Genomic DNA, 13599 nt, shown 5'->3' with positions numbered 1-13599 from the left:
AACACCTTGCAAGGAGAGATGCGATGAATGACCGTAATGACTGGGACGCGCGTGATCGCTGGCAGGACGAAGGACGCAGCAATCGCCCGCGAGACAATTCGGGTGAGTTCGGCCGCGATCGCTGGAGCACCTCGGGCACCACCGGCGCGCAGACACCGCGCAGTGGTACACAGTCAGGCCGACAGGACATGCGCGGCGACCATCGCACGCATGATTGGGAAGTTGGTGACCGCCACTACAGTGGCCCGACTGCCCTGCGATCGAGCAACATGGACCGGGGCAACGCGTCCTACTCCGGGGCGGATTACTTCACGTCGCAGGACTATGGTGGCGGTACGCGCGCCTGGGCGGGCCCCGGACAGCCCGGAATGGGCGCTGGGTCAATGCCGTCCTATGGCGGGTACAGCGGGCAGGGGCGCTATGGTGCCGACGACGGACGAGGGTTCATCGATCGCGCGGTGGATGAAGTTCGAACCTGGTTCGGGGACGAAGACGCCGAACGCCGCCGCGAGGAAGATCATCGCGGGCGCGGGCCGAGCGATTACATCCGTTCGGACGAGCGCATCCGCGAGGATGCCAATGACCGGCTCACCGAAGACCCCCGGCTGGATGCGCGGCAGATCTCGGTCATGGTGACCGAGGGCGAAGTGACGCTCACCGGCACGGTCGGCAGCCGTTCCGACAAGCGGCGCGCAGAAGACTGCGTCGATGCGATCTCGGGCGTGAAGCATGTGCAGAACAACCTGCGCGTTCGCGCGGGCAGTTCGCTCGAAGGACAGGGTGGCACGCTCGGCTGGGGCGGCGGGGACAGTTCGGTCACGCCATCGGCATGAACTGGATGGAGGGCGTCAAACCCGACGCCCTCCCTCTCAGTGTCCGAACTGCTCGCCTCGCTCGATACCCGATAGCGCGAGTTGCGCATCGACCTGCGCCAGCAGGCGTTCTAGACCTTCGCGGCTGCGGCTTTCCGCTCTTGCGACAAGGACATCCTGCGTGTTCGAGGCGCGCAGCAGCCACCAGCCATCTGTAGTGTCGACCCTAATGCCGTCGATTTCGCTCATCTTGGCCGCCTCCTCGCGCAGGCGGTTACGGACCTCGTCGACGACTGCGAACTTTCGAGCCTCGTCAACCTGGAAGCGCAGTTCGGGCGTATTCACCTTATGCGGCATCGCCCCGCGCATCTGCGTTACCGATTTGCCCAACCTTGCGGTAGCGGCGATGAGTCGGACTGCCGCGTAAAGTGCGTCGTCGAACCCGTAGTAGCGGTCGGCAAAGAAGACGTGGCCGCTCATTTCCCCGCCCAACGCCGCACCAGTTTCCTTCATTCTGGATTTTATCAAGGAGTGGCCGGTCCTCCACATCTCGGCTTTGCCGCCCAGTTCGGCGATCCGGTCGAAAAGCGCGCTGCTCGACTTGATATCGGCGATAATCGTGGCTTGCGGCGTGGTGCTGAGGACGTCTTCGGCAAAGATCGACAGGAGTTGATCGCCCCAGATCGTCCGTCCGGTACCGTCGACTGCCCCGATCCGGTCACCGTCGCCATCGAATGCCAGTCCGAAATCGAGCCTTCCTTGCAGGACAGCCTCGACCAGATCGGCGAGATTCGCCTCCACAGTCGGATCGGGATGATGGTTGGGAAAATGGCCGTCCACGCGCGTAAACAGAAGGACATGGTTGCCGGGAAGTCGCGCGGTGAGCGCTTCGACCACGGGGCCGGCCGCGCCGTTTCCGGTGTCCCAGCCGATCCGGATGCCGGCGAGCGCGGCGGGATCGACGCCGTCGAGGCCCTGCAGCAGCCGCTCGACGTAGGCGTCCATGATGTCGACGGTCGTGGTCTGGCCGCAACCGGAAACCCAGTCGCCTTCGTGGGCGATCCGCCCGAGATCGACTATGTCGGCACCAAAGAACGCTCGCCCTTCAAGTACCGCCTTGAAGCCATTGTGATTGGCGGGATTGTGGCTGCCGGTTACCTGAATGCCGCCATGCACCTCTGGAATTGACGCGGCCGCATAATAGAGCATCGGGGTCGGCCCCATGCCGATGCGCACCACATCGATCCCGCTGGCGTTCAGCCCCTCGACCAGTGCATGCTCGAGCAGCGGCGAGCTGATCCGCCCGTCATAACCTACGACAACCCGCGATCCGCCAGCGCGTGCCACGCGGGTGCCGAAGCTGCGCCCGATTGCGCGGGCATCGTCCGGCCCCAGCGTTTCACCGAAGACACCGCGGATGTCGTATTCTCGCAGGATGGTCGGATTGAAGGTATGGCGCATGCCCTTGCTCCTTCTTCCGCCGTTGCAGCGGCGCGTCTAGTTGCGGCTGTCGCCCAATCGCGCCAGCAGTAGGTCGCGGGCGGCGTTTGCCTCGTGCACGGCCTCGTTCGATCCGCCGCGATCGGGATGCACCCTCGCGATCAGTCGGCGATGGCTCTCGATCACTTCATCGTATCCTGCTTCGGCGGAAACACCGAGCAGGTTGCGGGCTTTCGCTTCGCTGGCCGAACGCGGATCGCCCGACAGCAGTTCCCACGGCCAGCGTCCGGCGAGCAACTTGCAGGCAAGGCTGACCAGAAGCGCGAGCGTGAGCAGCTTGATCATCAGGCAGCACTTTCCAGCGGGGCTGGCGGCTGCGGTGCGGTCTTTGCGGGCACGGGCAAGTTGAGCCCCATGACCAATGTGCGCAGTTCCTGCCGCGCGACGAGGTGGCTGGTTCCCAGCTCGCCCAGATGGCCCTTGTCGAGCAGGGTAAGGCCGCTGGGGAACAGTTCGCGATAGATCACGCGTTCGGACAGGCCGCTGGCGATGCGGAAGCCGACGCGCTTGGACAGTTCGGTCAGGGCCTGGTCGATGCGGCGCTGGTTGCGCGCTTCGGTGTAGCCAGTGCGGTTGCGGACGACGACCCAGTCCATCTCGCGCCGCGAATCCTTGATCGTGGCCATTGCCCGCTTCTTGCGCGCTTCCCAGATCAATTCGGCGTAGAACGACAGGCGGCGGACCTTGAACGTCTCGGCATCGACCTGACCGATAAGATCGAAGTCGACGAAGCTGTCGTTCAACGGGGTGACCAGCGTATCGGCGCGCGTGGCGACATGGCGCGCCAGAGGATCATCGCGGCCGGGCGTGTCGAAGACGAGAAAGTCGTGGGTCTGCCCAAGCCGTTCGGCCATGGCATCAAGCTCTTCGACATTCTGGCCTTCATATACCTCGAACGTCGCGGTTGGCAGCGCAATCTGGCGGCGGCGCATCGTCTCGGCGCGGTTCTCGAGATAGCGATGCATCGTGCGCTGACGGGAATCGAGATCTATCGCGGCAACGCGGGCGCCCTGGTAGGCCAGCGCAACGGCAACGTGCACGGCCGTCGTGGACTTGCCTGTCCCTCCCTTTTCGTTGGCGAAGACGATGCGATGCGGGCCAGTCGACAAGGAACGGTTCTCTCTGCTGCGATGCTGTTGGTCGGGCTTGCGAGAGGAAGTGCTGCCCCCTATCGCCCATGTCCCCGGACTTAGTGGAGAGGCCGCCAACGTGCAAACCATCAATCGGCTCGAACAGCTGCGCAAAGCAGTCGATGCGCTTAAAATCGGGGGAAAAACGATCGCACTGGTGCCGACCATGGGTGCCCTTCACGAAGGCCACCTGACGCTTGTACGTCAAGCACGCGAACGAGCCGATCATGTCGTCGTCTCGATCTTCGTCAACCCGCGACAGTTCGGTCCCTCAGAAGATCTCGACGCCTATCCGCGACGGCTGGCCGCTGACGCTGCCCTGCTCGAGGCCGAGGGTGTGGGCGTGCTATGGGCGCCCACGGTCGATCAGATGTACCCCGATGGCTATGCCACCAACATCTCGGTCTCGGGCGTGAGCGAGGTGGCGTGCGGGGCCGCCCGTCCCGGCCATTTCGATGGCGTGGCGACTGTGGTGTGCAAGCTGTTCAACCAGGTCCGGCCGGAAGTGGCGCTGTTCGGTGAGAAGGACTGGCAGCAGCTGGCGGTGATCAGGCGCATGGCGCGCGATCTCGACCTGACCTTGCCGCATGTCGACGCGATCATCGGCGTGGCGACGGTGCGCGAGCCGAGCGGCCTCGCCATGAGCAGCCGCAACCAGTACCTCAGCGACGCCGAGCGCGAAACGGCAGCAGAGCTGTCGGTGGCGATGCGGCGGGCCATCGCGCGGATCGAAACAGGTGCGAATGTGGCGGCCAGTCTTGCCACGCTTGAGGCCGAGGTACTGGGCGCAGGGTTCCTTTCGATCGACTATGCCGATTTGCGCGATGCCGCAACGCTTGTGGATTTGCCTGTCTATGACGGCCGTCCGGCGCGCCTGCTGGTCGCCGCCCGCATCGGCGGTGCGCGGCTTATAGACAACATGGGCCTTGGCCGCAGTTGATCAGTGGACCGGTGGATCGACCGCCGGGACCGCGCCGACCGGAGCGACCGCTTCGCCTTCCGTACGCGGGGGCAATGCGTTCTCGGGCACATCGTCGATCTGCATGTCGCGCGTGGGCACGTGTTCGAGATTGCGCACCCGCACTTTGAGGCTCTCGCCATCGAACGTCAGTTCGTTGAAGCTCGGCGGGGTCGAACGCACGCGTTGCGAGATCGTGCCTGCGCCGATCATCCGGATCGGACCGTTCGGCGTCGGGTGAATCAGGTCGAACGGGTCGTGGACATGGCCGGAGATGACCGCCGCGACATTGCGCCGCGCCAGTTCGGCCAGCGCATTGCTCCCGCCGCGCGTGAGAGCCTTGCCGCGCGTGCCGGCTTCGACCAGCGGATGATGGCAGGCGACCACTGCGCGTTCGCCCGGCGGCAACGCGTCGATGGCTGCGAGCGTCTGGGCGAGTGCTGCCTTGCCGACCGTGCCTTTCGACCAGTTCAGCCGCCACTGGGCGCGCGCCGTCGTCTTCAACGGCACGATCGCCACACCGGGCAAGTCGATCTCGCGTTCCAGCAGGGCCTCAATCGCGCGGAACCGGCGATAGGGATCGATGAATCGTTCGATCAGGTTGAAATAGGGCAGGTCGTGATTGCCGACCTCCACCGTCACCGGCACGCCCAGCGCGCTGATCCACTGGCATGCCGCGCGGAATTCGCGATGGCGGGCCCGCATGGTGAGATCGCCGGTGATCGCCACCGCATCGGGCATCTCGCGAGCAATGCACTGCGCCACCCAATCAAGCGCGCGACGATCTTCCAGCCCGAAATGGATGTCGCTGACATGGAACAGGCGAAGCGGGGTGTTCGTCATCTCGGCAGGGTTGATCGACGTTCCCGCAGCACCGGTCAATCCCTGCCCGGCTGCGTCGAGATGAAGTCCACATCAAATTCCTCGCACACGAAGTCTTCGCGCGTACCGCCTTCGCGACGTTCTCCATCGATCATCAGCGCGATCGGTGCATCGCTGCTGCACCTTGCCCGCTCGAAGGTGCCAAGGTGATCGTGCGGGCCCTGCCGGAAGTCGCGCTTGACCAGCATGGCGAAACCCTGGGCAGCAAGATCGGCAAGGTCGGCGAAGTCATAGCCATCGGCGTCCATCGAGCACTCGCCGGGCACGAAGCGGATGGCGCGATAACCTTCGGGTTTGCCGGCCGCAGGTTCGGCCAGCACCACGCCGGGGCCTTCGCGCGTCTCGCGCATGGCGTTGCCGAAGGTGTCGGCGATTGCACCAAGGTCGAAATCGCGCAGGCCTTCGCGCACGTCTGCCCACAGCGCACCGGGACCGACCAGCACCTCGCACAGCGCCGCGCCATGCGACGTGCGCACTGCGCGGCGGCGAACACGGCGATAGCTTGCTGCAGCAAGCGCTCCGGTGATGGCTTCGGCCGGCACATCGCCATGAAGCGCCTTGGACAGGAGGTTCTGCGTGCCGCCTGGCAGGATCAGGATCGCGCCACCCCATGCTTCGAGCTTCGATGCGGCGCTGTTGGCGGTGCCATCGCCGGTAAAGATCGCAATCGTCGCGACCCCGGCGGCGTCTAGCTCGGCGCGGTCTGGCAGTTCTTCCTCCGGAAAGCGGATGATCCGGGCAGGGGCGCAGCCCGCTGCATCGAGGGAAGCGGCTACTTCATCGACGGCGGCGTCGCTGTTGCTGCCGCTTGCCGAGTTGGTGACGAGCCAAAGGGGGGAAAGGTTCATGGTTCCCGACAAACCGGCAGCCCGGCGTCCGGTTCCTCAAACCCGATCCGTCAGGATGAGCCAGGCGGAGAAACTGTTGAGCACCGAATAAATCACGTAGGCGATCGGGCCGCTGACATTGCCCTCCGCAGCGAAGGTAAGCGCCGCCACCAACAGCAGGAATTCAAGGATCAGGGTGATCCGTCCGCCCAGCAGGTGGACGAACCCCGGCATGCGACCGAGCAAGGGATGGCCGCTGTCCATTACTGCGCGGTGAAGGGCGAAATTGCCGACGCCCAGAAGGAAGGTGATCAGAATCGGCATGCGTTCGGACGATATGGCGTCGTTCGTGAAATGTCACATGTGCAGTTCGTGGACCTGCGAAAGCGGTTCGTCGGCGCAGGGCTGCGCTGGTCGGACGCTACGGAAAGCTGGTCGAGGCAGAGGTGCTTCATGCGACTGGTTTGCCTAGGGAAAATGCATGCAGTGGCCAGGCGGGCCTGTCCAGATGGCCAGAAACGCAAAGGTCGGTTGCTGCAGTTTGTCCCACCGCCGGTTTGCCCGGCCACAAATTCAGGAAGACGCCATGAGCCACAAGTCCATGATCGCCGCCGGCCTCTTCGGCCTCGCCCTTTCCATCACCCAGCCCGCTTTCGCTGGAACGCGCAGCGTCGGTTATGCGGACCTCGATCTGACGACCGAAGCGGGACACGCCACGCTCAACGCGCGCATCAAGGACGCTGCGCGGGAAGTGTGTGGCCTGACCCGCAAGGATGCTTCGGCCGCTGAAGTCGAGGCCGGGCGCCAGTGCTTCGCCAAGGCCTATGCCGATGCGCGCAAGGCGAAGAACGAGATCCGTCCGACGGCGCTCGCCGCCCGCTGAGCGGAGCAGGTTTGCCCGGCGGACCTCCAGTCCCCCGTCCGGGCCAAACTCCAGGGGTCGCCGGGTAGCCGGCGGCCCTTCTTTTCGCGAGGTTCTAGCGAGCCTCGCGCAACTTTGCCGGGCCTTGTCCGGCCTCGATCTCGCCACGCTCACGCCAGCTCAGATCTTCGGGCTGAAGGCGGCGGCCGTCCTGCGCATGAATGCCGATGGCAGCGATGGGCAGGCCGTCTCGCGCGTCGCACAAGACAGGGTTTGCAGGCACGCCGAGCTGCCACTTTTCGCCCCACTGGCGCAGCGCGAGCATCGCGGGGAGCAGGTCCAGGCCTTTCGGCGTGAGCCTGTATTCGATCCGGCGGCGATCATCGGCGCAATGCTCGCGCTTCAGGATGCCCACTTCCACGAGGCGCGAAAGGCGATTGGACAGGATGTTGCGGGCAATGCCGAGTGCCTCGAGGAAATCCTCGAAATGGCGGACGCCGTTGAAGGCCGCGCGCAGGATCATGAAGGACCAGCGTTCACCCATCGCTTCCAACGCCAGAGGGAGGCCGCACTGGGCGATTTCGTTCAGAGGTTCGCGAAGCTTTTCCATGTCCGAATTGTCATAGCCCATCTGCTTCGCCTATTTAAGTTTCTAGTTGCAACCTGAAACCTACAATGATAGGTAGTGATTCGCAACGGAAATCGCATCCTCTCCAAGACTGCCAGTTTCCGTGGCCCCAAACGGACAAAATTCAGGGGAAGAACCATGATGATCTCGAACCGCTCGGGCGCAATGCGCCAACTCGTTCCCGCAATCCTCGCGCTGGTCGGCACGGCCGCAAGCTTTGCGATCACAGCCGCTCCGGTGCGCGCTGCCGCCACCGGCCCATTCTATTCGGCGACACTCTCGCGACCGATGGACGGCGCACAGAAGCTTATCCAGAAGGGCGTGCTGTGGACCTGCGAAGGCGCCAACTGCAGCGCCCCGCGCGATACCTCGCGTCCGACCATCGTCTGCGCGCGCCTTGTCCAGAAGGTTGGTCCGGTTGCCCGCTTCGCCACGCCCAAGGGTGATCTCGAGGCTGAGGACCTTGCACGCTGCAACGAGTCCGCCGCCAACTGACCGATCAATCCACCTGACCGGAATTCAGCTCTCCGGTCCTCCAGCGCGTGCCTCGCTGCATCCTGCCCCCGTTACCCGCGCGAGCGCACGCTAACACTAGATGGCCGCGAACAGCAGTCTGTTCGCGGCCTCTTTTTGCATCTAGCGTGGCGTCATGCGCCTCCCTGCAATCCTTGCCGTCCTCACCCTCGCCCTGGCTCCGGTGGCGGAGGCAACAACGCCGCCTGCCGGTCCTGACCTGTCGCGACTGACCGGGGAGCACCACGCCGCCTTGCGCTGCGCCGCCGCCTTCGCCGTGGTCGCAACCGAACAGTCGGGCGGGGACGCGCTCGAAGGCTGGCCGCCCCTGGCAGTACGCGGCAAGCGCTACTTTGCCGATACGGGTGAGCGCGTGATGAAGGAGGCAGCGCTCGGTCGCGAAGCCGTCCGCGATCTGATCTCTTCTCAAGTGCGCCAGCTTCAGACCGCTGCCAATCCCGATGCGGCGTTGTCCGCATTGGCAAAACCCTGTCTCGACCGGCTCGATGCCGCGGTCCCGCCGCTTGTCACGCCCGACCTGCGCAAATGCGCGGCGATCCTCGCGCTGGCCTATGACGAAGTCCACGGGCGCGAAGGGCTGACCCCTGCCGCGCGCGATCTCGGTACGCTCGCTGCCGTTCTTGCCGCGCGCGACCGCGAAGCGCTCGTAGCCGCAGGGCGCAGCGGCGACGAGGCCGACCGCATCTTGAGCGAGGCGCGCGAAGCGATGGCAAGCGAGGCAGCAGACGACATGGGCGGCATCGACAAGTACGACGTCGCCCATTGTTACGATCTCGCAAAGCCCGCCGAGAAATCCCACTATTGAGGCGCGGCCGAGGCTCCCCATATAGGCGGCCACAGGAGATCCCCCATGTCCGACAAGCTCAACCTTACCGAAGCCGAATGGCGCGAGCGTCTTTCGCCCGAACAGTACCACGTCCTGCGTGAAGGCGGCACCGAACGCGCGTTCACCGGCGCCTACGAGAAGAACAAGGCAGAGGGCGAGTATCACTGCGCCGGTTGCGGCGCGCCGCTGTTCACCTCTGACACCAAGTACGACAGCGGTTCGGGCTGGCCGAGCTTTTACGCGCCGGTCGAAGCCGAAGTCGTGGACGAGCATCGCGACGTGACGCACGGCATGGTTCGCACCGAAGTGCGCTGCGCGCGCTGCGACGGGCACCTTGGCCACGTCTTCCCCGACGGACCGAACCCGACGGGCCTGCGCTACTGCATGAACAGCGCTTCGCTCGAATTCACGCCCAAGGACTAACGGCATTCGTCGGGCCCTGCACGGGGCTCGACGATTTGCAGTTAACCCTGCGTTGCGATTGTCCTATGCATTAGGCTGCAGGGTTACGCAGGCCGGTTTGATCGTGCCTGCACCAGATTGAGGGAAGCGGTAAAAGACTGATGGCCAGAAGGGATATTCCCCGCCGCCCCGAGGGTGGCCGGTCCTCTCCGCCCCCTGCATCGCAGCCTTCGGCATTGCGCCGCTGGATCAGGCGGCTGTTCGTGTGGGGCACAGGCTTTGCCCTGCTGGGCGCGATCGCCCTGGTGGTTGCGGTCGCGGTGACCGCCCGCTCGCTTCCGGGCTACCAGGAACTGAAGTCCAGCCAGACCGGTCAGATGATCGTCGTGCGCGCCGCTGACGGCTCCGAAATCGTCACCTTGGGGCCGAGCTACGGCAAGTGGGTGCCTTACGAACGCATCCCGCAGGTGATGAAGGATGCGATGATCTCGGTCGAGGATCGTCGCTTCGAAAGCCACTGGGGCGTCGACCCGATCGGCATCGTGCGCTCGATCATGGTGCGCGTGGAAAGCGGTTACTGGAAGCAGGGTGGCTCGACCATCACGCAGCAGCTTGCCCGCAACATCTTCCTCAACAATACCAAGACTTTCGGGCGCAAAGCGCGCGAATGGGTGCTGGCGCTGGCGCTCGAACAGAAGTTCACGAAGCATCAGGTGCTCGAGCTTTACCTCAACAAGGTCTATTTCGGCGGCGGCGCCTATGGCATCGATTCTGCCGCGCGCAAATTCTTCGGCCATTCGGGCGAGGAAATCTCTCTCCCCGAGGCTGCGATCATCGCGGGCCTCGTCAAGGCACCTTCGCGTTATTCGCCCACTGCCGACGCCGATGCCGCTGTCGGTCGCGCCGGTGTCGTGCTGCAGACGATGCAGGAAAACGGCGTCATTTCGGCGCAGGAGGCCGCCGCCGTCAATCTCAAGAAGGTCAAGATGGTCGAGGACCGCGCGAGCCAGAACTCGGCGCGCTACTTTACCGACTGGGCACTGCCCCAGCTCGACCTGATCCTGCCGGAAAATGACCAGCCGATCGAGGTCTGGACCACGCTCGATCCTGTGATGCAGCGCGCTGCCACCAGCGCCATCGCCGGTTTTGCGCCGAAGGGCGCACAAGGCGCGCTGGTCTCGGTCGACCGTGACGGCGCGGTGCTCGCGATGGTCGGCGGCACCGATTACGTCACCTCAAACTACAACCGAGCGGTCAACGCCGTGCGCCAGCCGGGTTCGGCGTGGAAGCTGTTCGTCTATCTCTCCGCGCTTGAGGGCGGCTACACGCCCGACGATCGCGTGGTCGACGAGCCGGTTACCATCGACGGCTGGACCCCGCGCAACGACGGCGCGCGCTATGCCGGTGAAATCGATCTGCGCACCGCCTTTGCCTATTCCAAGAACACGGTTGCGGCCCAGCTTGGCAACGAGGTCGGCTTCGGCACGATCGCCAACATGGCGCGGCGCTTCGGCATCACCACGCCGATCAACACCCTCCCCTCGATGGTCCTGGGCTCTTCCGAAGTGCGCGTGATCGACATGGTCCGCGCCTTCGCCTCGGTCCAGGCCAAGGGCATGTCGGTGACCCCTTACGGAATCCGCAAGGTGACGACGACGGATGGCGAAGTGCTGTATCAGCACCGCGCCGAATCCTCGCAGCAACTGGTCCCACCCTATGTCGCTGCGGGCATGACCGATCTGATGCAAACGGCGGTGAATATCGGCACGGGCCGGGCCGCACAGATCGGGCGGCCGACGGCAGGCAAGACCGGCACGACCAGCTCGAACAAGGACGGCTGGTTCCTCGGCTTCTCGAGCGGCATCACGACGGGTGTGTGGATGGGACGTGACGATGCCAAGGCCGTACCGGGCCTGCAGGGCGGCACGGCGCCTGCCCGCGCGTTCGCGGCCTATATGCGCGTGGCCACGGCCAAGCGCCCGGTCGAGAAGTTCGATACAGAACTGAAGCTTCCGCAGTGGCAGCTCGAGCCCGATGACGAGGCGATGCTGCAGAACCCCGACGATTACTTCTACGTGGACGAGCAGGGCAATCTGGTCGATCCGTCGCGCCGTCAGAGGGACGTCGCGCCCGAAGTTTTCGACGATCCCAACAGTCCTCCTGAAGGCGTTCCCGACGACGTGCCACAGGCGGCGAACGACGATTTTCTCAATCGCGCCACGGGAAGGCCGCAGCAACGGCCCGCCCCGCCACAGTGACATTGCGGCACATTGCGATGAACCAAATCGCTCAGTGATCGTTGGCTGTCCGATGGGAGGCTTCTGCCTCCCGCTGAGGAGACAACCCATGAGCCTGTTGCAATGGGCCGCCATCGGCGCGGCCGGATATGCGATCTATCGCACTGTCCAGAAACAGAAAGTCGAAATGGCACCCGCGGCGTTTGCCGATGGCGAGATGACCGACAAGAACTTCGCGCAAGTCCGTTCTGCTGGCGTCGAGGGCATGCGTTCGGACCCGAAGCGCTGGGACAAGATCGACCAGGCTTCCGACGAAAGCTTTCCGGCCAGCGATCCGCCCTCGACTTACTGACCTCGAGCCAACAAGAAAGGGCCGCTCCTTCCGGGGCGGCCCTTTTGCTTTGTGCCAGCAAGCTTGGTTCAGCGCAGGCGCACCGGCATGTAGATCGGTGGCTGGCCCCGACGCTGGATGCGCAGGAGAACAGCTTCTCGGCCATCGGTCTTGGCGCTGCGCACGATGCGTTCGAGATCGGCCAGCGTGGTGACGTTGATGTAGTTGGCCGAAAGCACGATATCGCCGCGCTGCAATCCCTTTGATGCGGCGTCCGCCGATGCATCGACGGCAGTGATGACCACGCCCTTGGCATCCTCGCCCGCGCCAAGCTGGCGGGCGATTTGCGGCGTCAGCGGAATTGCCGCGATGCCAAGCGATGTCTGCAACACGCTTGGCCCCTGCGGCTGCTGCTGACCCTTGCCGGCAAAGCTGTCATCGTCCTGCTGCGCATCGGGATCGAAGCTCTGCTGGGCCAGTTCTTCTTCGCTGGGGCGCTTGGCGACGACCGCCTGAACTGTGAGCCGCTGACCATTGCGCACCAACTCGATCGGGATGCGCTTGCCCGGGGTCGTGTTCGCAACGATGAACGACAGGGTCTGGTCAGGGGTGACGTCCTTGCCGTCGACCTTGACCACAACGTCGCCCTGCTGGATCCCGGCCTTGGCCGCAGCCTGACCCGGTTCGACGCGCTGGATGAATTCACCGCGGTTCTTGGGCAGGCCGAGCGAGGCCGCCAGATCGTCCGAAAGTGGCTGGATGCCAACGCCCAGATAACCGCGATCGATCGACTGTCCGGCACGCAGCTTGTCCACAATCGGCGAGGCGATTTCTGCCGGGATGGCAAAGCCGATGCCGACCGAGCCGCCCGTAGGCGAGAAGATCGCGTTGTTGATGCCGATCACGTTGCCCGCCATGTCGAACATCGGGCCGCCCGAGTTGCCCCGGTTGATCGAAGCATCGGTCTGCAGGTAACGGTCATAGGCCGAACCGGTGCCGGTAGCGCGGTACACCGCCGATACGATCCCCTGCGTCACCGTGCCGCCAAGCCCGAACGGGTTGCCGATGGCGATGACCCAGTCACCCACGCGCGCCTTGCGCGAATCGCCGAACTTCACGAACGGGAATGGCGAGGGGCGGGTGATCTTGAGCACGGCAAGGTCCGAGGCGGCATCCTTGCCGACCAGCTTGGCAGGATATTCGGTGCCATCGGGCGTCGTCACCGTGATCGATTCGACTTCGCCCTGGCCGTCAGCCGTGATCACATGGTTGTTGGTGACCACATATCCGTCAGCCGAGATGATGAATCCCGAGCCCAGCGACTGCGCCTCGCGCGTTTGCGGCGCGCCACCGCCCTGGCCACCACCGAACAGGTCGCCGAATGGCGTGCCCGCGAACGGATTGTTTGCCTGTACCTTGACGCGCTGGCGGGTGGAGATGTTGACGACTGCCGGCTGCAACTGCTGGGTCAGGTCGGCAAAGCTCGACGGCGCGCCCGCGCGGGGCACCACCGTGCGCATTTCGGACTGGTCGTTCTGCGCAACCTGTGCACCTGCCGGAAGGCCTGTCACCAGGGTCAGCGCGCTGCCAGCCAGCAGCAGCGCGGAAGTCACACCATAAGCATATCGCACGTGGCCTGGTCCTCTTTGTCTAATCTGGCGCGCCCAAAG

General features: G+C 64.5%; 16 protein-coding genes. 8 read left to right on the top strand and 8 right to left on the bottom strand.

Going from position 1 to position 13599, the window contains the following annotated elements:
- The first annotated feature begins 23 nt into the window (after positions 1-23).
- The gene (locus AC2A04_RS08145) at positions 24-833 is read left to right on the top strand and encodes a BON domain-containing protein (protein WP_484211823.1); all 810 of its coding nucleotides are present in this window, start codon (positions 24-26) and stop codon (positions 831-833) included.
- A 36-nt stretch (positions 834-869) separates the two neighbouring features.
- On the opposite strand, the gene pgmG is transcribed toward AC2A04_RS08145, so the two are convergent.
- Genes pgmG through AC2A04_RS08130 form a run of 3 tightly spaced genes read right to left on the bottom strand, consistent with a single transcriptional unit; the run spans position 870 to position 3421 of the window.
- Positions 870-2273: a phosphoglucomutase/phosphomannomutase PgmG gene (pgmG, locus tag AC2A04_RS08140; RefSeq protein ID WP_484211822.1), complete on the bottom strand. Its 1404-nt coding sequence runs from the start codon at positions 2271-2273 to the stop codon at positions 870-872.
- Between the two features lie 36 nt (positions 2274-2309).
- Positions 2310-2597, bottom strand: coding sequence for a J domain-containing protein (locus AC2A04_RS08135; RefSeq protein WP_484211821.1), 288 nt, complete (start codon positions 2595-2597; stop codon positions 2310-2312).
- On the bottom strand, positions 2597-3421 hold the full coding sequence (locus AC2A04_RS08130) for a division plane positioning ATPase MipZ (protein WP_484211820.1): 825 nt from the start codon (positions 3419-3421) through the stop codon (positions 2597-2599). Before AC2A04_RS08130 ends, AC2A04_RS08135 begins: the two co-directional genes overlap by 1 nt.
- A 100-nt stretch (positions 3422-3521) precedes the next feature.
- Between AC2A04_RS08130 and panC the strand changes: the two genes are divergently transcribed.
- Complete coding sequence (panC, locus tag AC2A04_RS08125; RefSeq protein WP_484211819.1) at positions 3522-4382, top strand: pantoate--beta-alanine ligase; 861 nt, start codon at positions 3522-3524, stop codon at positions 4380-4382.
- On the opposite strand, the gene AC2A04_RS08120 is transcribed toward panC, so the two are convergent.
- From AC2A04_RS08120 to AC2A04_RS08110, 3 genes are read right to left on the bottom strand one after another with little or no spacing between them, the layout of a single operon-like run.
- Complete coding sequence (locus AC2A04_RS08120) at positions 4383-5243, bottom strand: metallophosphoesterase family protein (RefSeq protein ID WP_484212241.1); 861 nt, start codon at positions 5241-5243, stop codon at positions 4383-4385.
- A 35-nt stretch (positions 5244-5278) separates the two neighbouring features.
- The gene (locus tag AC2A04_RS08115) at positions 5279-6130 is read right to left on the bottom strand and encodes a diacylglycerol kinase family protein (protein ID WP_484211818.1); all 852 of its coding nucleotides are present in this window, start codon (positions 6128-6130) and stop codon (positions 5279-5281) included.
- A 36-nt stretch (positions 6131-6166) separates the two neighbouring features.
- Entirely contained in the window at positions 6167-6433 is a 267-nt protein-coding gene (locus AC2A04_RS08110; RefSeq protein WP_484211817.1) for a hypothetical protein, read from the bottom strand.
- Between the two features lie 262 nt (positions 6434-6695).
- Between AC2A04_RS08110 and AC2A04_RS08105 the strand changes: the two genes are divergently transcribed.
- A complete protein-coding gene (locus AC2A04_RS08105; RefSeq protein ID WP_484211816.1) occupies positions 6696-6992 on the top strand; it encodes a UrcA family protein in 297 nt (98 codons plus the stop codon).
- 94 nt (positions 6993-7086) lie between these two features.
- On the opposite strand, the gene AC2A04_RS08100 is transcribed toward AC2A04_RS08105, so the two are convergent.
- A complete protein-coding gene (locus AC2A04_RS08100; RefSeq protein ID WP_484212240.1) occupies positions 7087-7581 on the bottom strand; it encodes a winged helix-turn-helix transcriptional regulator in 495 nt (164 codons plus the stop codon).
- A gap of 156 nt (positions 7582-7737) precedes the next feature.
- Here AC2A04_RS08100 and AC2A04_RS08095 point away from each other — a divergent pair, with 156 nt between their 5' ends.
- The 5 genes from AC2A04_RS08095 (at position 7738) to AC2A04_RS08075 (ending at position 11950) form a co-directional block, all read left to right on the top strand.
- Entirely contained in the window at positions 7738-8094 is a 357-nt protein-coding gene (locus AC2A04_RS08095) for a DUF8200 family protein (protein ID WP_484211815.1), read from the top strand.
- A gap of 154 nt (positions 8095-8248) precedes the next feature.
- Complete coding sequence (locus AC2A04_RS08090) at positions 8249-8938, top strand: hypothetical protein (RefSeq protein ID WP_484211814.1); 690 nt, start codon at positions 8249-8251, stop codon at positions 8936-8938.
- 45 nt (positions 8939-8983) lie between these two features.
- Positions 8984-9382, top strand: coding sequence for a peptide-methionine (R)-S-oxide reductase MsrB (gene msrB / locus AC2A04_RS08085; protein WP_484211813.1), 399 nt, complete (start codon positions 8984-8986; stop codon positions 9380-9382).
- 140 nt (positions 9383-9522) lie between these two features.
- Positions 9523-11619, top strand: a complete 2097-nt coding sequence (locus AC2A04_RS08080) for a transglycosylase domain-containing protein (RefSeq protein WP_484211812.1) — start codon at positions 9523-9525, stop codon at positions 11617-11619.
- A gap of 88 nt (positions 11620-11707) precedes the next feature.
- Complete coding sequence (locus AC2A04_RS08075) at positions 11708-11950, top strand: hypothetical protein (RefSeq protein WP_484211811.1); 243 nt, start codon at positions 11708-11710, stop codon at positions 11948-11950.
- 68 nt (positions 11951-12018) lie between these two features.
- Here the strand turns inward: AC2A04_RS08075 and AC2A04_RS08070 are convergent, their stop codons facing one another.
- Positions 12019-13560, bottom strand: coding sequence for a Do family serine endopeptidase (locus AC2A04_RS08070; protein WP_484211810.1), 1542 nt, complete (start codon positions 13558-13560; stop codon positions 12019-12021).
- Between the last annotated feature and the right edge of the window lie 39 nt (positions 13561-13599).

It is taken from the genome of Novosphingobium sp. HNCC26DJ243, from assembly GCF_057180545.1.
The sequence above is the reverse complement of the archived record's forward strand: the minus strand, read 5'-3'. Positions and strand labels throughout refer to the sequence as shown.

Bases quoted from the DNA above. Each gene is read 5' to 3' on its own strand.
- AC2A04_RS08120 (WP_484212241.1), bottom strand. From the start codon at position 5,243: ATGACGAACACCCCGCTTCGCCTGTTCCATGTCAGCGACATCCATTTC.
- pgmG (WP_484211822.1), bottom strand. From the start codon at position 2,273: ATGCGCCATACCTTCAATCCGACCATCCTGCGAGAATACGACATCCGC.
- msrB (WP_484211813.1), top strand. From the start codon at position 8,984: ATGTCCGACAAGCTCAACCTTACCGAAGCCGAATGGCGCGAGCGTCTT.
- AC2A04_RS08110 (WP_484211817.1), bottom strand. From the start codon at position 6,433: ATGCCGATTCTGATCACCTTCCTTCTGGGCGTCGGCAATTTCGCCCTT.
- AC2A04_RS08135 (WP_484211821.1), bottom strand. From the start codon at position 2,597: ATGATCAAGCTGCTCACGCTCGCGCTTCTGGTCAGCCTTGCCTGCAAG.
- AC2A04_RS08075 (WP_484211811.1), top strand. From the start codon at position 11,708: ATGAGCCTGTTGCAATGGGCCGCCATCGGCGCGGCCGGATATGCGATC.
- AC2A04_RS08095 (WP_484211815.1), top strand. From the start codon at position 7,738: ATGATGATCTCGAACCGCTCGGGCGCAATGCGCCAACTCGTTCCCGCA.
- AC2A04_RS08090 (WP_484211814.1), top strand. From the start codon at position 8,249: ATGCGCCTCCCTGCAATCCTTGCCGTCCTCACCCTCGCCCTGGCTCCG.
- AC2A04_RS08145 (WP_484211823.1), top strand. From the start codon at position 24: ATGAATGACCGTAATGACTGGGACGCGCGTGATCGCTGGCAGGACGAA.
- AC2A04_RS08100 (WP_484212240.1), bottom strand. From the start codon at position 7,581: ATGGAAAAGCTTCGCGAACCTCTGAACGAAATCGCCCAGTGCGGCCTC.
- AC2A04_RS08105 (WP_484211816.1), top strand. From the start codon at position 6,696: ATGAGCCACAAGTCCATGATCGCCGCCGGCCTCTTCGGCCTCGCCCTT.
- AC2A04_RS08080 (WP_484211812.1), top strand. From the start codon at position 9,523: ATGGCCAGAAGGGATATTCCCCGCCGCCCCGAGGGTGGCCGGTCCTCT.
- AC2A04_RS08115 (WP_484211818.1), bottom strand. From the start codon at position 6,130: ATGAACCTTTCCCCCCTTTGGCTCGTCACCAACTCGGCAAGCGGCAGC.